Genomic DNA, 22293 nt, shown 5'->3' on the forward strand with positions numbered 1-22293 from the left:
ACCATTTACATTAATCCATATATTCGAATACAAACGAATAGAACGAAACAATACTTAAAATTCAATCAATATGTAAATTCATTCCATAGTTAATAAGTTTTAGTTTGCTTGCCACTGCTTGCGAAGCAAAGTTATCCCAAGCAGTACTATAAAGTGGAATGCGCTTTTCCTCTTGTATTGATAAGGCCCAGGCTGTAACAACATCAGTACCATATCCATTCCCTTGAAATTCCGCTAAAGTTTCCACACTTGCCTCAGCAGCTACGGGCGTACTTCTGGCACTGCAACAAACGGAAACTACCTTTTCATTTTTTACAATTGCAAAATAAGGTTTCCTCCATTCCATCTGTTCTATTAGATTAGGAAAATTTTCTCGCAAAAGCTCTCTATTCTTCTCAGTTATTTGTATTGTTCTAGTCGGCTTATGTAAATTACTATGAAACATGAAAGCAGGACCCATCCAAATATTTTCCACTGTTCTTTCTTCATTTAATATATTAATAATCTTTGCTATCTCTATATGCTTTGAAGGTTCTCGAATTAACTTCTCAATCTTACTTACCGTTTCATCGTCCACATTACAATGATATCTCGTTATACTCCCTTCACGAGTTCTGCCAAGAAAAAAACGTGGTGCTTTCGGATTTCCTTGTTCATTTACATATTTCATTTTTCCTACTTGATTATGAACAAATAAAACCTCTGCCTGAATTACTATTAAATCAAGTTTTGAGAGCCTCATTTTTATCCTCCTTATTTACTCCATATACCATCCATTCATAATCTATTTTTCATGTTCAAAATAAAAATCCCATTCAAATACACATTACTGAATCCATCATACTAACTGATTTCTTCATTCTGTCTATCTAAATGGGATTATTTTTCCGTTTTTTACTCTACTGGTTGTTGTGGCTGTACTACTTCATTCGCTCCAGCTACCCTCAACATATTTACAATATCTTTAAAACCTCTTTTTTCAGCGTATTGCAGTGGCGTCAGATGTTCCTTGTTAGCCATGTTTACATCTGCACCGTGATCAATAAGCAATTGAATTACTTTCTTATGGTTTTCACTACCATTTCCTAATACAATTGCTTCTAATAACGCTGTTCCACCACGTTCATTTTTATAATTCACATCAATATCTGTATGCTCTAATAATTCTTTAACAACCTCTACATGGCCACGCTCAGATGCAGAAATAAGTGCTGTCCCACCTGACCTAGTCGTTTCTTTCGTATTAACTCCTGCATTAATTAATACTTTTACAATATCCGTATATCCTTCTCTACTTGCATAAAGAAGTGGATTACTTTTTTTCTCATCTTTAATTTCAATATTAGCACCTGCACCAATTAATGCTTTAACTGTCTCTACATGATTTTGGTACGTCGCTGCAAGGACAGGCGTTTCTCCGTTGTCACCTTCTACGTTTATATTCGCTCCATCCTGAATCAACTTCATAGCTGTCTCTGTGTCTCCAAGGGTAGCTGAAAGTAACAACTGTTTGTCCATTAAATTTATACTTTTCTCTTCTTTAGATTCTTCCTGTTCTTTATGCTTCTCTTTTTTCTTTTCATTTTTCACATGAACCGGTTTCGATTCTGGTTCTTCTTGCTTATCGCAAGCCACTACCGTCATTAAAAGTCCTAATAAAATACATAATAAAATTTTTTGTTTTCTCACAACTACAGCTCCTATGAAAGATAATGTTTTCTTAACCATTCCTCCATCACATACAATAACTCTTCTTGAGTACATTTATCCATAAGCCCTTTATATTCCTTCTTTAATCGGATTATCTTAAGCTTATACTATGTTTCTCAACCTATTGAAATGATACGCCTGATGGCCCCATCATTAACATTATGAAGCAATTAGTTTAGCACGTTTTTACCGCATTTGTATACATTTCTAAAAAGTACATAAAGTGAAACTTTAATTAGTGGGGGTTTTGTTCATCCACCACTAATTATTAGCCCACACCAATCGGGCTTTTACGGGCAGCCCGACTCCACCTAACTTCTTTGCTTTCACTAAATTTTGAGGTGGGGATCTTATTGCCCGTTAATGCGGGATAAATGATTGCTTTAGGTTACTATATTCCATTGTAACCGTTCTTCTAAAAATTTTACACCTTTTCTATATTTGCACCTGAGTAATAATAGAAAAAGACAACTATATAGTTGTCTTTTTCTATCATTAATGATGTCCACCATGATTTCCTGCTTTCGGTTTCCCCATCATCTCTTTATTCATTTCCCATTTATGCTCTGCTAGCTCTTTATATGAAAGAACTTTCCCCTTATAGTTAGATACAAAGCTCTCTGCATCTTTTTTATTTTTAAATGAAATGACATTATAAGCCATCGGTGTCGTTATTGTTTTATCATATACGTAAGTAGCGTCTTCTAACGAAATCCAATCTTTCGAATCATAATCTCGAACAAATTTCTCTTTCGTCTTTTCACCTGAGTTGATCTCCATCCATTTATACATACAACCGATATCATCAAACTTTAACGCTTTTCCATTTTCTAAAATAATTTCTGTTGCAAATTGATTATCTGTTACCCCAATTTGACAAATATCACATTTATCATGTTTCTCATCAATGGCAACAGCTGCTGTTTCCTTTTTCCCACACCCGACTACCGTAAATACGAAACATAAACATATAGCAAGTACGACATATTTTACTTTCATCAATATTCCTCCCTAGAAACCGTATACTCCACGAAAAGAATACCAAAAGGTTGTGTGAGATTTGTGAAAAAACAATGTGCTTTTTGTAATATAGGAAACAAAAAAAGATGTGTAGTTATTTCTACACATCTCTCATCACTCACAACCTGTAATTAATAAATCATCTTCTAATTTAACTAATAATGTATCCTCACTAATTTCCTGTCCAACTTCTACATTTACCAATCTTATATTTCCACTAATCCCGACTGCAATTTTTTTAAGCTCACCGTCATTTTTTCGGATCATCAGTAATTTCTCCCATTCATATACGTAAGAAGATTCATTAATAAAAATCTCCTCTACTTTTCCTTCATAAGAGCTATAAATCTCTTCAATTCTCGTTTTCATATAACATCTACTCCCTATTTCACACTTCACTATTTTCATCTTATTCTACCATTCTTACGAGGAGCAGCTTACTTTTTAAAAATTCAAATTAACTACCATGAACAAAATGAACAAAATAAAAATTATGCTTCTAATGATGTTATTTTTCAAATTATTTACCATTTGAATAGATGCTTTTATTATAAATAAAAAACCTTTTTCTGAATTTTTATTCTTTTTTGAAAGCGCAATCATTCTTTTGAGGGGGAAATTACATGTTAGCACTACTTGGATTTGCGATGGTATTTGTCTTTATGTTTTTAATTATGACGAAACGTATGTCAGCGCTAGTAGCATTAATATTAATTCCGAGTGTTTTTGCATTAATTGGCGGATTCTATGCCAATATGGGGCCTATGATGTTAGAGGGAATTCAAAAATTAGCACCTACTGGTATTATGCTTATGTTCGCTATTTTATATTTTGGGATTATGATTGATAGCGGTTTATTCGATCCTGTCATTAGTAAGATTTTAAAATTTGTAAAAGGAGATCCTTTAAAAATCGTTGTCGGAACGGCTATATTGACTATTATCGTTTCTCTAGATGGTGACGGTACAACAACATACATGATTACAGTTTCCGCAATGTATCCACTATATAAGCGCCTTGGAATGAACCCCCTCATATTAGCTGGAGTTGTTATGTTAGGGGCGGGGGTAACAAATCTTACACCTTGGGGTGGACCCACAGCTCGTGTTATGAGCGCACTTGGACTTGAGGCTTCTGAATTATTTACACCTCTTATTCCAGGAATGATTGCTGGTGCAATTTGGGTTGTTTTCGTTGCTTACTATCTTGGAAAAAAAGAAAGAAAACGTTTAGGAATTATGGATGTACAGTATTTAAAACAAATGCAAACAATGGATGAGCAAGCTGCAACTGTCGAAGCCGCAGTGCATAAACGTCCTAAACTTCTATGGATTAACTTTTTATTAACCGCTACATTACTTGTCTGTCTCATACTAGAAGTTATGCCGTTACCTGTTTTATTTACAGTCGCTTTTGCTATCGCTGTTATGATTAACTATCCAAACTTAGAGCAACAGAAAGAACGTATTGCTTCTCATGCAGGGAATGTATTAGCAGTTGTTTCTCTCGTATTTGCTGCCGGTATTTTCACTGGTATTTTATCTGGAACAAAAATGGTAGATGCCATGGCTAACAGTGTAGTAACTCTTATACCAGATGCACTTGGACCACAATTGCCAATTATTACAGCTCTTCTTAGTATGCCATTCACATTTTTCATGTTCAATGATGCATTTTACTTTGGGGTATTACCTATTTTAACTAAGGCTGCTGCTACTTACGGAATTAGTGCAGCTGAAATGGGACGTGCTTCCTTACTTGGGCAACCCGTTCACTTATTAAGTCCTCTTGTTGCATCCACTTATTTATTAGTTGGGATGGCAAAAGTTGATTTTGGTGAACATCAACGTTTTACTTTATTGTGGGCAGTTGGAACGACAATGGTGATGTTGATTACTGGCATTGTAATTGGGATTATTCCAATATAAGACGCAAAAAACAGTAGAAGAAATAAATCCTCTACTGTTTTTTATTATGAAGAAACAAGAAAATACCGTCTCTCCGGTCTCCCCACACTCCCATATATTAGCTCTGCGTGGACTTTCTTCCCAGATATTAAATACTCTAAATAGCGCCTTGCAGTTGATCGACTTACGCCTACCATTGAACTTAGTACCTCTGCTGTAATGCCTTCTTCATTAACTGTTAACATATGTTTTTTTATTTTTGCTAAAGTTAAGGGGTCTATCCCTTTCGGGGCATATTCCATTTCATTTCCCTTTACGCCTCTTTGAGACCATAAATGTTCTATTTGTTCTGTAGATAATTGATTATTTTTCTTCAGCTGCACAATCTTTTTTTGATAACTTTCCAAACTCGCCTTAAATCGATCAAACATTAGTGGCTTTACAATATAATCTGTTACTCCGCCCCGCAGGGCGTGCCTCACTACATCTGTTTCCGATGCCGCTGTAATCATAATAATATCTGTATCGTGCAAATGATGCCTAATATATGTGACAAGTTCCGTTCCTTGCATATCAGGTAAGTACACATCTAATAACACAAGCTGTGGCTTCACAAGCTCTAGCCATTCTTTCGCTTGTTCTCCAGTCGTTGCCGTTCCAATTACTTTAAATCCCTCAATTTTTTCAGTAAAACGACGATGAATGTCAGCAATCCGAATATCATCTTCTACAATTAATACTTCAATCTCCTCACCCATTACTATTCGCCTCTCTCTTTCGGTAGTGCAATAATAAATAACGCACCACCTAAATCCCCTTTTTCGATTGCAATACTTCCATTTAAATCTTCTACTAACTCTTTCACTTTTGCTAATCCATATCCTCGCTCTCCTCCTTCTTTCGTCGAAAAGCCTTTATAGAATATGCTAGTAATTATTTCATCATGAATCCCTTGCCCTGAATCTTCCACTTCAATTAATATTTCTTCTCCAATATCAGTTACAAACATCCTTACTCTCTTATCATTCTCTTCATTTTTTTCAATTGCTTCAAATGCATTCGTAATTAAATTTCCTAAAATAGAAACGACATAATTACTCTCAATATGTGGACTTAATTTGTGTAAACCACTTTCTCTATCTAGCATAAAATCAATCTTCAACTCTCGTGCTCTATTATAAAATCCAATTAAAATTCCACCTAGCCATGGATTTTGAATCCGCTTCATAATAAATTGAACAAAATCTTGATATACCGCTGTTTCCTTATGAATAAGCTCTAAAGCATCTTCGTATGATTCTAATTGGATAAGACCTGAAAGCGTATACAATAAATTGTTATATTCGTGCGCTTGCGCTCGTAATGCCTCTGTATATTGCTTCGTCTGAGATAATTCTGCTGTTAACTGATCCATTTCAGATTTCAAACGTAAGCTCGATACAACGCCAGTTACTTTATTCTTTACTTTAATAGGTAGACGGTTCGCAATAACAGCCTGTCCTTTTATATTTAATTGGCGATCAAACTGTTCTTCACCAGTTTGAAGTACATCTAGTATCGTTGAATTAGGAATTACATTTAAAATAAATTCCCCAATAATATTTTGTTGTTTATCTAGCGAAAGAATATCATAAGCTGCTTGATTGACTAAACTAATCATGCCATTTTTATCGATTACAATAATCCCTTCACGTACAGATTGAATCACTGTACTATGCTCTTCATATAAAGATGAAATTTCTTCTGGTTCCATACCGAACATCATTCTTTTTATACTTGCCGCTAAATATATAGAGCCGATTACTCCAATTAATAGGCCTATTATTGTAATCCAAAATACACGCTTTCCATACACCTCTACCGCTCCATGAATATCATCCATTGAAAATCCAACAGACACCACACCAATGATTTCATTTTCCTGATTACGGATTGGAACTTTTCCGCGTAATGAAGGGCCTAATGATCCAGTTGCTTTCGAAACATATGATTTTCCTTCTAATAAAACGCCTTTGTTATCTCCACCAATCATCGCTTCTCCTATTTTATCTCGCTCAGGATGTGCATATCGAATCCCCTCTTTATTTCCAACTACAATGAAGTCAGCCTCTGTATCCATTCGAATTCTTTCTGCAATCGGCTGAATAATAGAAGCTGGGTTTTCTTTTTGAAAAGCTTCCTTTATTTCAGGTATAGCAGCAACTGTTTTCGCAACATGCAAAGCCCTTTTGCCAATTTGCTCTTCTACCGTTTCAGATAATATGTAATAAAATAAATAACTCGTTAGCATAAGTACAACTAAAATAAGTGTACTAATAGTTAATGTAATTCTCGGTTGGAGTTTTAATTTTTTTAATTTCAAAACCATTCCCCTAACATGATTAAAGATAGAATTTAAAGAATATACAGTCTCTTTAATTATACTTAATCATAACACGGTTACTCTATATTTCTTTCTTTTTCTCTTCATAAAAAAAGAAACGAAGTAAAATTACTACCTCGTTTCTTAACATTCGTTATTACACTTTAAACTTACTAATCATCTCTTGTAATTCTTCTGCCATTTGTGATAAATGGACTGCTGCTGCATTTATTTCATCTACTGAAGCTAATTGTTCCTCAGAGGAACCAGCAATATTTTGAACGCTTGCTGCATTTTCTTCAATTGTAGCTGCAATTTCATTAATAGATGCACTTACTTGTTTTGCATCTACCGTCATTTGTTTTGCTACATCTACCATGTTATCAATTTGTACAACTGTATCATCCGTAGATTTCAATATTTCAGCAAAGCTTTGCTTCGTTTCATTTGCAACTACAAGTCCTGATTGTACTTCTACTCCAACTTGATTCATAGAGCTTACTGTTTCTTTTATATCAAATTGAATCTCTTTCACTAGTTTCCCAATTTCCGTAGAAGACTGTCCTGATTGTTCTGCTAGCTTTCGCACTTCATCTGCTACAATTGCAAATCCTCTTCCTTGCTCTCCAGCTCTCGCAGCCTCAATTGCCGCATTTAACGCTAATAAATTTGTCTGTTCAGCAATATGTTGAATCACTTCAAGGATTGCTCCAATTTGTTTCGACTTATCGTCTAACAAACCAATGATTTTGTCTGACTGCGAAACAGACTCATGAATTAATTGCATTTGATTCACAGTTTGTTCAACTAACTTCCCACCATTTTCAGCTTTTTTCTTCGTATACATAGAGGCTGTAGATACTAATGAAGAACTATCTGCAACACGCTGAATTCCTTCTGTAACTTCTTCTAACAATGTTGCTCCTTCTTCAACTTCTTTCGTTTGTATTTCTGCACCACTTGATACTTGCTCTATCGCCTGTGTAATTTGTTCCGTTGCTTCGCTTGTCTGCTTCATACTAGCTGTTAATTCTTCTGAAGATGCCGCTACATGACTTGCTGAAGTGTTTATATTGGAAATGACACTTTGTAACGATGCAGCCATCTCGTTAAAACTTTCTCCTAGCTGCCCAATTTCATCTTTAGAATGAACTGTAATTGACTCTGTTAAATCGCCTTCACTAATCTTTTTCGATGATATAACAAGTTGTTTTAACGGACTAATAATAGAAGCAATTATGAAGTAAATTAAAATCCCACCAATTACTAATGAAATACCAATAACAGTTATTGTTTTATAGAAAATAGGGTTAGCTGCTTCGATAATTTCTTTTGAAGGCATAATTCCTGCTATTTTCCATCCAGTTTTCTTATTCGTTTTAAAAGTGATATTGCGATCTTCACCATCTAATGAATAATAAAAATCTCCAGCTTCCTGTTTATACAATTCTTTACTAAGTTTCTCTTCTAATTTCTCTCCTGGCTTCATTTTCGGGTGCGCTACTACATTTTTATCTTGATCAAATATCGCTACATATCCTTCCTTACCGATATTAACCATCTTGGAAGTAGTAACAATATTATTAATGATTAAGTCAATCCCAAGAACTCCACTTTTATCCTCGTTTTGTTTTGCTAGTGTAATAACAATATTCCCTGTCGTTTTTGACTTATATGGAGCAGTTACAATTACCTCTCCACTTTTCTTCACGGCCTCTTTATACCAATCTCTTTCTGTAGGATTATATCCATCTGGCATCTGAATAGCTGGTGATTGAATGAACTGTCCATTACTAGATCCTGTATAGATTGCTTCCATTTCTGGATGCAGTTTATTGTATTCTTCTAGTTTATTTTGTATGTTTTGAATTTGATCTGCTTGGTAACTTGATTGTGTGAATAATTTCGTAAAATAAGTTGCATCTACTTTTTTACTATCCAATTCTTTATTAATTACATTATCCAAAATTTTTATATTATCTTTCGCCGAGTTTAAAATCGTTTCATTAAAATTCGTCTTCGCCTGTTGATAAGACGTCCAACCAATTACAATACTTGGAAGAATTAAAATAATAATAAATGATACAAGTAACTTTGTTTTTAAACTACTACTCCTTAATTTCCCTTGAAACATACTTCTACCCCTCCATACCGTTTTAAATGTAATTATCTCACATTTAATTTATTTATATAAATTACACGATTAATTGTATTAACTCTTTGTCTCTTTTTCTATTAAAGAGTTAATACATACCTTTTTCATTCTATATAAATTAAATAATTAAAACAATATATAAAAATGTATATTATTCGAAATATTATAATTCACAGAAGAACCTCTAGCATCGTACTTACTAGAGGTCTCTCCCGCCTTACTATTCTTTCTCTTTTTCTACTCCCTTTTTCTCATCTTCTACTACAGATACAACAGGTTTATCACTTGATAATTGCTGTACTGTTCCTTTTCCAGCAAATCCTTCTAATAACTCTTTTAAGTCAATTCCAGAAGAAGCTTTTAATGTTTCTTGCATCGTTGCCATTAAATCAGTTGCATAACCCGCAACTTTTCCGGCGCCGCTATTTTTACCACCGCCGCCTGTATCAACAACTGTAATTTTATCAATGTTACTAAGCGGACTTGCCACTTCCTTCGCATAACTTGGAAGCATTTTAAGAACCATATCCATAATTGCCGCTTGGCCATATAACTCAAATGCCTCTGCAATTTTTTGCTTCGCTTCTGCTTCTGCTAAACCTTTTAATCTAATAACATCTGCTTCCGCCGTACCTTGTGCTTTTTGTACTTCCGCTTTCGCTTGACCTTGCGCTTTTTCGATTTCCGCCTTCGCTAAACCTTCTACACGTACTTCTTCCGCACGAGCTCTCGCTTCAGCTTCAATCTTATATTGATCCGCATCTGCCTTTTTAATTTGTTTTACTTTTTCTGCTTCCGCTGATTGCTCAACAGCATAGCGATCTGCATCTGCTTTTTTCTTAACTTCTGCATCATATTGCTTTTCACGACGCGCAATCTCTTTTTCTTCTAACTCGATTTGCTTTTCACGCTCAATGATTTTAACGCGCATTTGCTCTTCTGTAACACCTTGTTGTGCTTTCGCTTGTTGTAATTCGTAAGAAAGATCCGCATCTGCACGGGCTTGCTCTTGTTCCCTCTTATAGGACTGTACTTTTAATTCTTTATGTTTTTCAGCTTCAGCGATTTGTGCATCACGTTGATATTCTGCTTCTTTTGCCTCTTTTTCAGCACGTGCTTTTTCAATACGTGCTTCTTTTTCACGCTCTGCGTTCGCAATTGTTGCATCACGCTTCACTGTCGCAATTTGCGGCTGACCAAGTGCATCTAAGTAACCATTCTTATCCATAATTTCTTTAATTGTAAAGGAAACGATGCGAAGACCCATTTTCTTTAAATCAGTAGAAGCTACTTCATGTACTTTTTGAGCAAATTGCTCTCTATTACTATACGCATCTTCTACTGTCATAGAAGATAAAATCGCACGTAAATGACCTTCTAAAACTTCTTTTGCTTCTACTTTTAACTCTTCTGTTTCTTTTCCTAAATATTGCTCAGCTGCTGTAGATACTTCTTCAATCGTAGAACCTACTTTAATAATAGAAACACCATTTACTGTAACTGGAACACCTTGCTTCGTATACGTATCACGTGTACCCACTTCTAACTTATAGTTTAATAGGCTTAAAGGCTCTGCTCGTTGCATAATTGGAACTACGAATGTACCGCCACCGCGAATAATCTTAATCTTCTTTCCATCATCAGTGGTAACAACATTTTTTCCGCCTCCAAGCCAGTTCCCTGTAACAATTAACGCTTCATCTGGTCCAACCGTACGATACTTCGTAATGAATACTAAAATGAGTAGAATTAAAATTGCGAGTAAAACTCCACCGATAATTAATGGAATCGTCATGTAAATTCCCCCTTATAATTTTGGTTTCTTTAAAGAATAAGCGATGTTTTGTACAAGTAAAACACCATCTTGGACTCCCTCGATAATAACCTCTGTTCCTTGCGAAATATCTTTTTTTCCAACTGTTTTAGCTGGGATTGCATTACTTCCAAATTGGGATGAAATTAATACTTCACCAAATCCTTCTGTAGGAATTGTCGTAATGACTTCTCCTTTGCAACCGATAAATTCATCCATACGTTGTACGGTATTTTGCTCTGCTTCTGCAATCGGCTTTAAAATTAGTATTTTCATTATGAATACACCAATAAAGGATATAGCACATGCAGCCCCGAAAATAGTAATACTATTAAAGGAAAACAAATATTCTCCTATATAACTAAGCCCACATAACATGGCGAAGAAACTAAGTAATAAAGTAACAACGGATACAGATCCGCCCCCAAAACTAAATATCGATTCAAATATATCTCCAAAGAAGATATAAATAACAGTGAGTATAGTAGCAATAATAAATCCATATAAATAAATTGTTTCAAGTGGATAACCAAACAAGACCATTTCTTATCCCCCTTTCTTAAACAATCCCTTTTTTGTTATATGTATGCCCCACCTCTTTCAAAGATTATAGTTCTTAATTTTCAGTTATTTACCTTTTAAAGAAAAGCCTGTAAGACAGGCCTCTAAAAAAGAACAGGAGAAACCTATTGTGACAGGCTCCTCCTAGAAAATAGTATATTATATATCTATATAATATACTATTTTCTACAAAAAGTAAAGTTAAACATACATTGGAAAGACACTTATTTTACTGATAATTTGTACGTTCCATCACCATTATCATATTTATATACATACAAGTAATACTTGCCTGGTTTTGCATTAAATTTCGCTTCTATATGATTCCCATTGGCTTGACCGTAAGCTGCATAATTTTGCATATCTGATTCATGGTGAAGTACCCATGTCATCCCAATTCCATACTCATTTAAAACAGAAATGTCGATATCTTTCGCTGATGCTACATTAAATGTATAAACATCAGTGTGGTCCCCGCCAATAAGACTGCCTTTTATCGTACTATTTAGCCCGATACGATTTGCTTCTTCTGGACGATTATTTGGTTCTGATTCTGTTAAACTTCCATCTTTAATCGTAACAGTTGTTTCGCTTCTGCTCTCTTTGCCTTTATCATCTTTTACTCTTAACGATACTTTATAAGAACCTTCTCTTTCATATACATGTACTGGATTCACTTCTGCACTTGTGCTTCCATCTCCAAATTCCCATAAATAAGAAACAATTTTTCCATCTTCATCGTTTGAGCCATCACTTTTAAATTGAATTCCCTCTTTTACAAGACCGCTATAAGGGCCATTTATATTAACCGTTGGAGCTTTATTTTCTCCATCATCTTTTGCGATTCCATGGAAGACTACATCATATTCAAATTCATTTGAACTATTCACACGATAATTGACGAAGTATGCTGTAACAGTTTTGTAGCCACTCCATTCTTTTTGCGCCAATTGTTCTAAAGATTCATTTACTCTTTTACTCATTGCTTTCCAATCTTCTGATTCACCTTTTGTGACACTACCTGTATACGTACCTTCTAATGTAAATGTATTAAAGAATTGAGAATTATGTTTTGTCATTTTTGTATCTTTCATAGGCAACGTACCACTAATTTCTTTTTTCACTTCAGTTAACGATTTCGGTGCATGTTCAGCTAAATAATCATCTGCTACTTCCGGTACATTATATTTATCTTGATTATCAATTAACTGCTGCATATACTCTTGATACTCTTTATTTAACTTAGGATCTTTACTTAGATTTTCACGATATGCATCATAATTTTTCACGTCATTCGCACGAATCAAATCTTGAATTTTATCAAATGTTTCAAACTGATGCGTATATAAGTAAGACTGCAATGCGAACGAGTAATTATAGAAATCCCAAGAACCGTATTTAGCAAATAGTGTACGCTCTGCTGTATAACGGCTTGCAGGATCAGATGATAATCCGCTAATTATACTCTTTCTTGGTACAACGTTATTCGTACGAGTAGATCCTGCGAAAAACTCTGCATTTCCTTCTTGGAACCAAGTTAGCCTTTCATTTTGATACATATCTCCTCTTCCAAATAAACCAGGAACTTCATATCTCCCTTGCAGATAATGAGTAAATTCATGACGGAATAACTCTTCTAAACTATAAATACTTTGCTCTGGTGTACGCTCATATGTAAAGAATGTACCTGTCTCTTCAATATAAATTCCACCGTTGTTTGTTTCATATCCATACAATTGTCTATTTAACTGATATTCATCTGGACTATTATAAATTACGATCGTTAATACATCATCCGCATTTCCTGGCTCTAACGCTTTGTCATTTCCAATTACACGGTGATACTGTGCCTTTACTTCCTTCGCAGCCCAATATAGTCTCTTAATTTTTTCTTCTGATACTTTATCTCCTGTTTTGAACACAATTGATCCATCGTCGAATGTATACGTTTTTGGTAAGTATTGCTCTTTTCCTTCTTTACGTATTTTCTCTAAATCTACTGTATTCCCGCTATAATCTTTACCATTATAATTTGTTGTAATTTGTTCTACCGCAACAAAATACGGTTCACTTAAGCGCGGGTACATATGCATTGCTTGTGTAACAACCTCTAATCCTTTATTTGGATTGCTATGAAACTTCCCTAAACGGCTAGCAAAATAAATGCCATTATTAACGAGCCATTTATTTTCTGGCGTTACTTCATTTAGAAGAGCAATACGATTTATTTCATTAATAAACCCATCTACTTTTCCATACCACATCGTTTCATTCGCTTCTTTACGAGCCTCAGTTAAGTACGACTGTATATCATATTCAATACCTTGCATAATATCGTATATTGCTTGTCCCTTCATTCGATCATTTACATAAGTAGTATAATTATCATTGTATTGCTTTAAAATATTCGATGCATATTGAACCGTTTCAACATCGCTTGAAGCATTACTAATTAATTTACCGTATGCAGATACGACTGTATCTTGTTCAACTGTACCAAGCTTAAAGTTTGGATTTTTTGCGATTGCTTTTAAAGCAGGTAAACATTTATCCTGGAAGCTTCTTTGATTTAAGTCGCTTAATTCACTATTATAAAATGCAAGATAAAAAGCTGAACGCAGCACTTCAGTAAACGTTTGAATTCCTTTTGAATCATCTTTCGTAAATGTACTACCTCTATGAGCTAATTCATCTATAATGACTTGCATTTTTCCTTTATCTTTATAAAAAGCCTTTGCATCTTCATTAAACTGGAATAAGTCTGTAATTTGGTGCCACTTAATACTGCCTAACGTTTCAACTAATTCTTGATCATTCATTTTGTTTAAATCAGCCATTGAATAGCTTTCTTTAACTTGCTTCACTGCAGTTTTCTTCGTAATAGATGCTGGTCGCTGTGAAAAATCTCCTACTTTTAAACGTTCTTGAAATGATAAAGTTTCATCAACTTTTGAAATATGTCCAACTTCATCTACCGACTTTTCAATTCCAACCGGTTTCGTTTTCAACACGTTATACGGTACTTTTTCTTCCGCTGCTGCATGAGTTTGAAGTGCGCCTAACGATAAAGCCATTGTACTAATGCTAAGCATCACTTTATTGATCTTTGATTTCTTGTTCATATCCTTGCCCCCTATTTTAATATTCCATTCAAGAATTTAACATAAAATCTGGATGTAACAATATAAAATGCAATATTTCATATTATTTTTTCCTATAATTTGTACATATCGTGAACACATTGCTCTTTACCTCCCTAAAACAAATTGCATCCTTTCACATTATAAAAAGGTAATTTTTTGACAATTAAAAACTTAATTGTTATGATTATTATAATTGTTAACTTTATTAAATAAGGGTGGGATTCTATGATAAAAAAAGAAAACAGTGTATTTTATATCTCCTTCTTGCTAACAACATTATTCATTATATGGGGAATTACCCCAGCAAGTTGGATACAAGGCTACGATTTACAAAGTGTTACATCTTCTTTAAACTCATTTATCCTCAATAAATTTGGGTGGTTTTACTCTCTACTTATGACTACAATGATTATTTTGGCTGTTTATTTAGCATTTTCTAAGTACGGTTCTATTCGTCTTGGTAAAGATGGAGAAAAGCCAAAATATAATTATTCATCTTGGCTATCCATGTTGTTTGGGGCAGGAATGGGAATTGGACTCCTCTTTTATGGAATCGCTGAACCGATTTCACATTTTACAGATCCATTAACAGGAAAAGCGGGGACAGAGGAAAGTGCCAAACTCGCTATGCAATATTCATTTTTCCACTGGGGACTCTTTCCGTGGTCACTATACGCAATGGTTGCTTTAACAATTGCATATTTCACATTCCGCAAACAAAAAGGTAGCACTATCGGGGCTACAGTTACTCCATTATTTAATCGATCGAAAAATTCTCGTATCGGAAAAACAGTTGATATTCTAGCTGTTTTAGCCACAGTATTTGGCATTGTGCCATCTGTTGGGATTGGTGCTCAACAAATTGCTGGAGGATTAAGCTATTTATTCCCTTCTATTCATAACACTTTACTTACACAGCTCGTACTTATCGCCATCTTCGCCGTTTTATATTTAACGAGTGCACAAACTGGCTTAGATCGTGGGATTAAATATTTGAGTAACTTAAATTTCTCTCTTGCAGGTATTTTACTCGTCTCCTTTTTATTTTTAGGGCCAACCGTATTTATTATGAAATATTTCACATCTACACTCGGTTCTTATATTGGAGCTTTGCCTAGTATGGGATTAAATTTAGGAGCATTTAATGAAAAATCTTCTTCTTGGATTGAAAACTGGACTATTTTCTATTGGGGATGGTGGATTTCTTGGTCTCCATTCGTCGGTACATTCATCGCTCGTATTTCTAAAGGGCGCACAATAAGAGAATTTATTTTTGGAGTTGTATTAGTCCCGACTCTTATCTGTACATTTTGGTTTGCAGTATTTGGTGGTACCGCAATCCATATGGAAATGTTCCAATCGCTTGGAATAGCTGATGAAATTGCAAAAAATGGTACAGAGATTGGATTATTTGCTGTTATTTCACATCTACCATTCTCTACATTTTTAACGATTATCGGGTTAATTTTAGTAGCCACATTTTTCGTTACTTCTGCCGATTCAGCAACATTTGTTGTTTCAATGCAAACGAGTAACGGAAGTTTATCACCGAAAAATAGTTTAAAACTTATATGGGGATTAACAATCGCGATAATTGCCGCTATTTTATTACAAGCTGGAGGATTAAATGCACTACAAATCGCAGCTATAATTGCTGCGCTACCATTTTCTATTGTAGTCGTTCTTATGGTTACTTCACTCTTTAAAGAGCTACGAAAAGAAGATGTTAATTTGCAAACGAAAGAAGTGCCGAAAAAAATAAAAAAGGTTATGTAACGATTGGCGCCTCAAATCACTTCTAAATCCGCAATAAAACCCATTCATATGAAAGATCATTTTCATATGAATGGGTTTTTCACTCTATTATATAGTGTTGCAAACATGCTTTTTCCTCAAAACCTACTTTCTTGTACAATTTCATCGCACGATCATTATTCGTATTCAAACATAGTACTATCTCTCTCATCCCTTGGAAGGAGAAAATATACTGAATTGCCCCTTGTAATATCCGCTCTCCGACACCTTTTCTTCTACTATTTTCAGCGGTTGCAATAAATTCAATATTCGCTTCATGAAACTCCGGATTTACTTCAACATATACATAACCTTCTAACTTACCATTCTTCATACTTACAAATAATTTATTCGTATCACTTAAACGTTCAATGATTTCATTTCCTTCATAATATGTATTAGGAAAAATATTATTATGTAAAACAATAAACTGCTCAAATACTTGTTGAGATGCTTCCTCTACTTGATTTATTGTACATTGCTCCACATTAGTTTTCTTTAAAATTAAAACGCTATGTTTCTCTTGTTTTTTAGCTTGTAAATATTTCATAAAGTCGATGCCATTACTATTTTTCACGTGATAAAATCCATGAAACTTTTGAATATGAAGTGGAATTTTCTCGATAAGTTTCTTCCACATACTTAAAGCAATCTCTCCCCAATTCGAAGCTATAATAAAAGGCCCCCAAATCTCCGCACTTTCGCTTACCTTATCTATATCAAATCCTAATACACCTACAATTTCATTATTATCATTATAAGAAACGACAAAAGACTTCTCCCACCCTATATCAGAAAAACCATGAAGAATAGCGTCCAATATTTCTTCATGATTTTCCCCGCAATAACCAACATGCTGCGTAATATCTTTATTCATCATCGAAATAAATTCTGTAGCTTCTTCGATCTTTGAAATAGAATTAATATGCATAACTTCCCCTCCTTTTCTAATACACTTAGACAATCACTAGTAATATCCTTCTCTAGTAAAAAAAGACATCATCATATGCATGTTTCTAATAAAACCGCCATGATAATGTCTTCTCAAAAAAGAAAAAATTAATTATATATAATAATAAGATTAAACGTTATTTATTTCTTAAATAATCTCTTTCTAAATACGAACATACTTAGTGCGGAAAGAACAAGTGTTATGCCAGAAAGTAAAGTCGAAGTGCTAGCTTCACCGCCTGTTGATGGTAAAAATTTCTTGCCTTCCTCTGGCTTATTAGTATGTTGTTTATTTAAAGTGTCTGCTTTTCTTCCCTCGTTTTCAACAACTTGATTATTCCCTTTTGGCTCTTGATCCAATCCTGTTGCTGATTCTTTTACTTCTTTCTTTGGTTCTTTCGCTTCTTCAACTTCTTTTGTTGGCTCTTTTTCTTCTTCTTTTGTACCTTCAACTTCTTTTACCGGCTCTTTCACTTCTTCTTTTGTTTCTTCAACTTCTTTTACCGGCTCTTTCACTTCTTCTTTTGTTCTTTCAACTTCTTTTACCGGTTCTTTCACTTCTTCTTTTGTTTCTTCAACTTCTTTTACCGGTTCTTTCACTTCTTCTTTTGTTCCTTCAACTTCTTTTACCGGTTCTTTCACTTCTTCTTTCGATCCTTCAACTTCTTTTACCGGTTCCTTCACTTCTTCTTTCGATCCTTCAACTTCTTTTACCGGCTCTTTTTCTTCTTCTTTTGCTTCTTCAACTTCTTTTACCGGTTCTTTCACTTCTTCTTTTGTTTCTTCAACTTCTTTTGTTGGTTCTTTCACTTCTTCTTTTGTTTCTTCAACTTCTTTTGTTGGTTCTTTCACTTCTTCTTTTGCTTCTTCAACTTCTTTTACCGGTTCTTTTACTTCTTCTTTTTCCACTATATTCTGTATAACTGTTCCGTTAAACCTTATGCTAATTTCATCAGAATCTAAATCAAATTTATACACCTTTTCACCTAGCGTATTCCATTTTATTACTCCGTTATTAAACGTCCCTTCCTCACTTGTCAATTGAATATTTTCAATACTTTCTCCTTCTAAATCATATACAGGAACTTGAATTTCTTCGTTTATTTTTGCATCATTTAAAATGATATTTTGTCTTCCAACATCAATTGTAAACCACTGCCCTAATTGTATTAACGGCCTGACATCACGAATCTCATTCCCAGCTAGATTTAAGCTAAATAAGTTTAGCATGGAACCAATAACCGTTACATCTTTAATATGATTGTCCGCAAGATTTAACCACTGTAAATTTTCCAATGAAGATAGTGGTGTTATATCTTCAATTTGATTATGAGATACATTCACATTATTCAATTGTTTCAAGTTTGAGATGAACTCAATATTTTTCAGGCCTACTCCTTCTAAAGTGAGTTTTTCTAAGTTCGTCATGTACTCTAAACCTGTTATATTTTTTATCTCATTTCCATTTTCTTTAAGTATCTCTAATTTTTTAATCTGTAATAAATCTTCTTTTGTAATAGGAGCGTTTAAATTCTCTCTACCTAAATTCTCTTTATTAATATGTTGTTGTAAAGTTTTATCGAGAATTACATTTTGACTTTCTTTTTGTTTTTCAACTATATTCTGTATAACCGTACCATTAAATCTTATTTTACTTTCAGTAGAATTAGTATCTAGTTTAAATTCATATATTTTTTCTCCAGGACTATTCCATTTTATAAATCCGTTATTCAGAGTAGCCCCTTCACTTTGCAAATTAATATTTTGAAGTGGCTCTCCTTTAAGGTTGTATACTGGGATTTTTATTTCTTCATCTACGCTTCCTTCATTTAAAAAGATTTTTTGTCTTTGAATATCAATTGAAATTCGCTTACCTAATTCCTCAACAGGCCTTACGTCAAAAATTTCATTTGCTCCAAGATTTATCTCATGTAAATTTGTTAAAGTGCTCAACGGCGATATATCAGAGATATAATTCTCTTCTAAATTCAGCACTTGTAAATTTCCTAATTGCGATAATGATGATATATCTTTTATTTCACTATCAGAAATTTCTAGTTCAATAAGATTACTCATTTTACTAATAGATTCAACATTATTAATTTTATTGTTCCCTATCCATAATAATTCCACATTATTTAATCGATCAATTCCCGTAAGATCACTGATTTGATTATTTGCTAAGTATAATTGTTTCATAGTTGATACTGTAAATAATGGCTGGATATCTTTAATGTTATTACCGATTAAATCTAATGTTTTAATTTTTTTCATTTTACTTAATGGTGTAAGATCAGAAATTTTATTATCTCTTAAAAAAAGCATATTAATATTCTCTAACTGCTCAATTGGGTGAATACTTTCAATTGAATTAGACGTTAAATCAACGTACTTCAAACCTCTCAACTTCGAGATGGCTGATATGTCTTTTACATTAGACTCTCGTAACGTCAACTTCTCTAAGTTTGTCATATACTCTAAACCAGTTATTTTATTTATTCCTTTACCTGAATAAATGGATAACGTTTTAATTTGTAATAAATCTTTCTTTGTGATTGGCGCATCTACATTATCTCTATTTAAGTTATATTTATTAATATATTTTTGTAATTGCTTATCTAATATTACATTTCCGTTTTCATCTTGTTGCTCCTCTTTATTTTCCTTTTGTTTTTCTGGAACATTGTTCTCTAAATTCAATGTATTTACTTCAAACTGTACTTGGTACTTATTATCATAGGCCATTGTTGGAATATAAATATGCATTCGCATATTATACCTTTTTCCTAATTCCCCTACTTCAAACTGAATCACTTTCGTTCCATTTTTCTTTTTATCTTCTGATATTACTTTCACATCATGAAACACACCTGGAGTATGAATATCCTCTGTTTTCAAGTATTGAAAGAAATCACTATCACTTAATGTTGCTGTTACAATTTTCTTTCCATTCTCAATTGTTAATTTCGGATCCTTTATATAAACAGCTGCCATAGACTCTTCATTCGTTTTATCTTTATACGCTTTAATAACAGCGTCATATGTACCATCTTCTAAACCTTGTCCAGTTTTATTCGCCTCAATTGCTACTGCCGCTAAAGCAGGTGTTGAATAAACAGCAAACGGAAGTGATAACGCTGCCGCTATAATCATTGCATTTATACGTTTTCTTTTATTTTGTTTCAACTTTACATCTCCTCCGAAATATATAATTCGAAATGTAATCATTTCTCGAATAAATGATAATGATTTTCATTATCATTGTCAACTAGGAAAATAAAAAGTTTACAAAAAAAGAACCTCTTTAAAAGAGGTTATGCCATTTTCTCACCTGATTCTTCTCTAAAAAAGCTTTTCATCGCATGAAATACGTCTGCTTTTTGCTTTAAAATATAGTATCTAAAGTTTTCATCTTTAATATTTTTATAGGCTGACATGAGTGTACTATGGCGGTTGTACTGGTTCACTTCCCCATACCCAAACATATTACACTTCTTCATTAGCTCTTCAACAAGTTTTACACATCTAGCATTATCTGATGTTAAATTATCACCATCTGAAAAATGGAATGGATAAATATTATAGCGGTCTGGTGAATATTTATTATCGATAAGTTCTAATGCTTTTTTATATACGGAAGAACATATCGTTCCGCCACTTTCTCCTTTTGAGAAAAATTCTTCTTCTGTAACGACTTTCGCTTCTGTATGATGAGCAATAAATTCAATATCAACTGTTTCATACTTTGTGCGTAAAAATCTTGTCATCCAGAAAAAGAAGCTACGTGCCATATATTTCTCCCATATTCCCATCGATCCACTCGTATCCATCATCGCTAATACAACAGCTTTTGAATCTGGCTTTAATACTTCATTCCAAGTGCGGAACTTTAAGTCTTCTTGGTGAATTGGATGAAAAGATGCTTTACCACTCATTGCATTTCGTTTATATGCGGATATCATTGTTCTTTTCTTATCGATATTTCCCCATAATCCTGTTTTTCTAATATCATTAAATTCAACATGTTCAATCCGGTTTTCATCCATTTCTTTTCTCTTTAAATTAGGCAGTTCTAACTCTCTGAAAAACGCTTGCTCTAATTCTAAAATAGAGACTTCAGCTTCATAGTAATCTTCCCCAGCTGCATCTCCTGCTCCTTGCCCTTTTCCTGGCCCTTTTTGTTTTTGACCACCTGATCCATCTCTCGCAACGACATCACCAACTTTGCTGTCACCGTTTCCTTGCCCAACATGTTTATTTTTATCATAATTGTATCTAATCTTATATTCATCTAGAGAACGAATTGGTATTTTTACAACATCCTTGCCATTAGACATAACTATACTTTCTTCTGTTACAAGATCGGGTAAATTATTTTTAATTGCCTCTTGTACTTTTTCTTGATGGCGCTGTTGGTCGTCATATCCTTTGCGATGGAGGGACCAGTTTTCCTGTGAAATCGTATAATTTGGTTGATTTTCTTCGCCCATTCCTTTCCCTCCTTACTGTAATTGTCTTCCTGTATGAACAGCAATCTATAAATTTTGTTCTGTAATGTGCAAGCTAGAATGTTTGAAAGGTAACTGCCCACAGAAAATCATCCCATAAACATTTATAACGTTTTTCATACAATACCCCGAGCATCCTAAACAAAATTTTGCCACTCACATAATAGAAAGAAATATTCAGCCACTGATAAGAAAGAAACACAATGCATTGTTGCACACATTTTTACTTTGCAACATATTGTATTGTGTTGGCTTTTTTCGTATGAATGGTTGGTTACTCTATCATATGCATATTGTAAAAATAATTGACAATAAATTCATAAAATTGCATCTTAATTTATTATATTTGGACAAGGTATGACACTTTAT

At 33.8% G+C, this 22293-nt stretch carries 15 protein-coding genes and 1 pseudogene; 2 read left to right on the plus strand and 14 right to left on the minus strand.

Translation table 11 applies throughout. The annotated features are described in order from the left end of the window. Nucleotides 1-61 precede the first annotated feature (61 nt). From ES895_RS25710 to ES895_RS25725, 4 genes are all read right to left on the minus strand, one after another. Nucleotides 62-742 (minus strand): GNAT family N-acetyltransferase, encoded by a 681-nt coding sequence (locus ES895_RS25710; RefSeq protein WP_001239778.1) that lies wholly within the window; start codon nt 740-742, stop codon nt 62-64. A 152-nt stretch (nt 743-894) separates the two neighbouring features. Next, the gene (locus ES895_RS25715; protein ID WP_000287336.1) at nt 895-1764 is read right to left on the minus strand and encodes an ankyrin repeat domain-containing protein; all 870 of its coding nucleotides are present in this window, start codon (nt 1762-1764) and stop codon (nt 895-897) included. Between the two features lie 441 nt (nt 1765-2205). After that, the gene (locus tag ES895_RS25720; protein ID WP_000865666.1) at nt 2206-2709 is read right to left on the minus strand and encodes a nitrous oxide reductase accessory protein NosL; all 504 of its coding nucleotides are present in this window, start codon (nt 2707-2709) and stop codon (nt 2206-2208) included. A 135-nt stretch (nt 2710-2844) separates the two neighbouring features. Next, entirely contained in the window at nt 2845-3099 is a 255-nt protein-coding gene (locus ES895_RS25725) for a hypothetical protein (RefSeq protein WP_000857377.1), read from the minus strand. Nucleotides 3100-3353: 254 nt separating this feature from the next. Here ES895_RS25725 and ES895_RS25730 point away from each other — a divergent pair, with 254 nt between their 5' ends. Beyond that, a complete protein-coding gene (locus ES895_RS25730; protein WP_135238746.1) occupies nt 3354-4658 on the plus strand; it encodes a CitMHS family transporter in 1305 nt (434 codons plus the stop codon). A 44-nt stretch (nt 4659-4702) separates the two neighbouring features. Here ES895_RS25730 and ES895_RS25735 read toward each other — a convergent pair whose 3' ends face one another. The 7 genes and pseudogenes from ES895_RS25735 to colA form a co-directional block, all read right to left on the minus strand. Continuing rightward, complete coding sequence (locus ES895_RS25735) at nt 4703-5395, minus strand: response regulator (RefSeq protein ID WP_000503463.1); 693 nt, start codon at nt 5393-5395, stop codon at nt 4703-4705. 2 nt (nt 5396-5397) lie between these two features. Then, nucleotides 5398-7005: an ATP-binding protein gene (locus ES895_RS25740; protein ID WP_080024498.1), complete on the minus strand. Its 1608-nt coding sequence runs from the start codon at nt 7003-7005 to the stop codon at nt 5398-5400. Between the two features lie 151 nt (nt 7006-7156). Then, the gene (locus ES895_RS30300) at nt 7157-8104 is read right to left on the minus strand and encodes a methyl-accepting chemotaxis protein (RefSeq protein ID WP_372584125.1); all 948 of its coding nucleotides are present in this window, start codon (nt 8102-8104) and stop codon (nt 7157-7159) included. After that, a pseudogene (locus ES895_RS30305) lies at nt 8099-9133 on the minus strand (HAMP domain-containing protein); the annotation flags it as partial. The gene ES895_RS30300 and the pseudogene ES895_RS30305, both read right to left, overlap by 6 nt. 241 nt (nt 9134-9374) lie before the next feature. Then, nucleotides 9375-10949 (minus strand): flotillin family protein, encoded by a 1575-nt coding sequence (locus ES895_RS25750; protein ID WP_098327273.1) that lies wholly within the window; start codon nt 10947-10949, stop codon nt 9375-9377. Between the two features lie 12 nt (nt 10950-10961). Beyond that, nucleotides 10962-11510 carry an NfeD family protein gene (locus ES895_RS25755; protein ID WP_135238747.1) on the minus strand — a complete coding sequence of 183 codons (549 nt, stop codon included), beginning with the start codon at nt 11508-11510 and terminating at the stop codon, nt 10962-10964. 242 nt (nt 11511-11752) lie between these two features. Continuing rightward, nucleotides 11753-14650 carry a collagenase ColA gene (gene colA, locus ES895_RS25760; RefSeq protein WP_135238748.1) on the minus strand — a complete coding sequence of 966 codons (2898 nt, stop codon included), beginning with the start codon at nt 14648-14650 and terminating at the stop codon, nt 11753-11755. 246 nt (nt 14651-14896) lie between these two features. Between colA and opuD the strand changes: the two genes are divergently transcribed. After that, nucleotides 14897-16447 (plus strand): glycine betaine transporter OpuD, encoded by a 1551-nt coding sequence (opuD, locus tag ES895_RS25765; protein WP_087964820.1) that lies wholly within the window; start codon nt 14897-14899, stop codon nt 16445-16447. Between the two features lie 79 nt (nt 16448-16526). Here opuD and ES895_RS25770 read toward each other — a convergent pair whose 3' ends face one another. The 3 genes from ES895_RS25770 to yhbH all read right to left on the minus strand — a co-directional run bounded on the left by ES895_RS25770 (nt 16527) and on the right by yhbH (nt 21906). After that, on the minus strand, nt 16527-17396 hold the full coding sequence (locus tag ES895_RS25770; RefSeq protein ID WP_000547924.1) for a GNAT family N-acetyltransferase: 870 nt from the start codon (nt 17394-17396) through the stop codon (nt 16527-16529). A 161-nt stretch (nt 17397-17557) separates the two neighbouring features. Beyond that, nucleotides 17558-20602 (minus strand): NEAT domain-containing protein, encoded by a 3045-nt coding sequence (locus tag ES895_RS25775; protein WP_135238749.1) that lies wholly within the window; start codon nt 20600-20602, stop codon nt 17558-17560. Between the two features lie 128 nt (nt 20603-20730). Further along, nucleotides 20731-21906, minus strand: a complete 1176-nt coding sequence (gene yhbH, locus ES895_RS25780) for a sporulation protein YhbH (RefSeq protein ID WP_000503520.1) — start codon at nt 21904-21906, stop codon at nt 20731-20733. Nucleotides 21907-22293 lie beyond the last annotated feature (387 nt).

It is taken from the genome of Bacillus sp. 007/AIA-02/001 (genome assembly GCF_004634455.1).
GTDB lineage: Bacteria > Bacillota > Bacilli > Bacillales > Bacillaceae_G > Bacillus_A > Bacillus_A cereus.

Excerpts from the sequence above, each read along its gene's own strand:
- colA (WP_135238748.1), bottom strand. The coding sequence starts at position 14,650 with ATGAACAAGAAATCAAAGATCAATAAAGTGATGCTTAGCATTAGTACA.
- ES895_RS25710 (WP_001239778.1), bottom strand. The coding sequence starts at position 742 with ATGAGGCTCTCAAAACTTGATTTAATAGTAATTCAGGCAGAGGTTTTA.
- ES895_RS25715 (WP_000287336.1), bottom strand. The coding sequence starts at position 1,764 with ATGTACTCAAGAAGAGTTATTGTATGTGATGGAGGAATGGTTAAGAAA.
- ES895_RS25770 (WP_000547924.1), bottom strand. The coding sequence starts at position 17,396 with ATGCATATTAATTCTATTTCAAAGATCGAAGAAGCTACAGAATTTATT.
- ES895_RS25735 (WP_000503463.1), bottom strand. The coding sequence starts at position 5,395 with ATGGGTGAGGAGATTGAAGTATTAATTGTAGAAGATGATATTCGGATT.
- ES895_RS25725 (WP_000857377.1), bottom strand. The coding sequence starts at position 3,099 with ATGAAAACGAGAATTGAAGAGATTTATAGCTCTTATGAAGGAAAAGTA.
- ES895_RS25720 (WP_000865666.1), bottom strand. The coding sequence starts at position 2,709 with ATGAAAGTAAAATATGTCGTACTTGCTATATGTTTATGTTTCGTATTT.
- opuD (WP_087964820.1), top strand. The coding sequence starts at position 14,897 with ATGATAAAAAAAGAAAACAGTGTATTTTATATCTCCTTCTTGCTAACA.
- ES895_RS25755 (WP_135238747.1), bottom strand. The coding sequence starts at position 11,510 with ATGGTCTTGTTTGGTTATCCACTTGAAACAATTTATTTATATGGATTT.
- ES895_RS25730 (WP_135238746.1), top strand. The coding sequence starts at position 3,354 with ATGTTAGCACTACTTGGATTTGCGATGGTATTTGTCTTTATGTTTTTA.
- yhbH (WP_000503520.1), bottom strand. The coding sequence starts at position 21,906 with ATGGGCGAAGAAAATCAACCAAATTATACGATTTCACAGGAAAACTGG.
- ES895_RS30300 (WP_372584125.1), bottom strand. The coding sequence starts at position 8,104 with ATGGCTGCATCGTTACAAAGTGTCATTTCCAATATAAACACTTCAGCA.
- ES895_RS25750 (WP_098327273.1), bottom strand. The coding sequence starts at position 10,949 with ATGACGATTCCATTAATTATCGGTGGAGTTTTACTCGCAATTTTAATT.
- ES895_RS25740 (WP_080024498.1), bottom strand. The coding sequence starts at position 7,005 with ATGGTTTTGAAATTAAAAAAATTAAAACTCCAACCGAGAATTACATTA.